Annotated in this window: 1 protein-coding gene; it reads right to left on the bottom strand. The window is 54.4% G+C overall.

What is annotated here, in order from left to right:
• Nucleotides 1–915, bottom strand: a 915-nt coding sequence (locus ACTHS3_RS15390; RefSeq protein ID WP_440368421.1) for an efflux transporter outer membrane subunit, incomplete at both ends; no start/stop codon positions are given.

Below are 915 nucleotides of genomic sequence, written 5' to 3' on the forward strand. Positions count from 1 at the left end.
AGCAACGATTTGTGCCTGTTGGCGCAGTTTGGCTACGTCAAGATTGGCTTTGTTTGTGCCCCAGTCAAAGATAGGCAGCGTGATTGACGGTGCAAAAGCCCAAATACCCGTACCGCTCTTAAACAGACCGCTCAGCTCGCCGGAAGCGGTACCGACAGAACCGGTCAGGCTGATACGTGGGAAAAACGCCGCACGTGCCGCACCGATATTGGCATTAGCTTGTTTGAGCGCGTGTTCGGCCGCACGGATATCCGGACGGTTGAGCAACACGTCCGAACTCAAACCGGCAGGCAGTTTAGTGATTTTGAACTGTTTACTCAAAGGCAGACCGGCAGGCAAGTCTTCGGGTAAAGGTTGATTAATCAACATAGCCAAAGAATTGCGCGCTTGCTCGCGGTTCTTTACCGCGGATGCGTAATCAGCTTTGGCCGATTCGATCAGCGCTTCCTGTTGGCGCAAATCAACGGCGGAAATCACGCCGGCCTTATGGCGCAATTGCGAGAGCTTGTAAGTCGCTTCACGGGTTTGCAACACGCGTTGTGCCAATGCCATGGCTTCTTCGGCGTAGCGCTCGTTAAAGTAGGCTTTGGCCACGGTAGAAATCAGGGTCAGATGGGCGGCATCGCGGTTGGCAGCCACATTAAAATAACCTTGCAACGCGGCTTCGCTGGTGCTGCGGACACGGCCGAAGAGGTCAAGCTCATAAGAGGCTGCGCCCAAACCCACGCTGTATTGGCTGCTAACGCTGCCGCCACTCAAACTGCCTTGACGCGAACCTGTACCGCTGGCATTGACGGTTGGCAACAAATTATTACGCGCAATCATGTATTGCTTGCGGTAGATTTCCGCATTCAGCGCGGCTGTACGCAAATCGGTATTGCGTTCCAATGCGATGTCGATCAGGCGGTGAAGGCG

Source organism: Neisseria sp. P0009.S007, assembly GCF_051962515.1.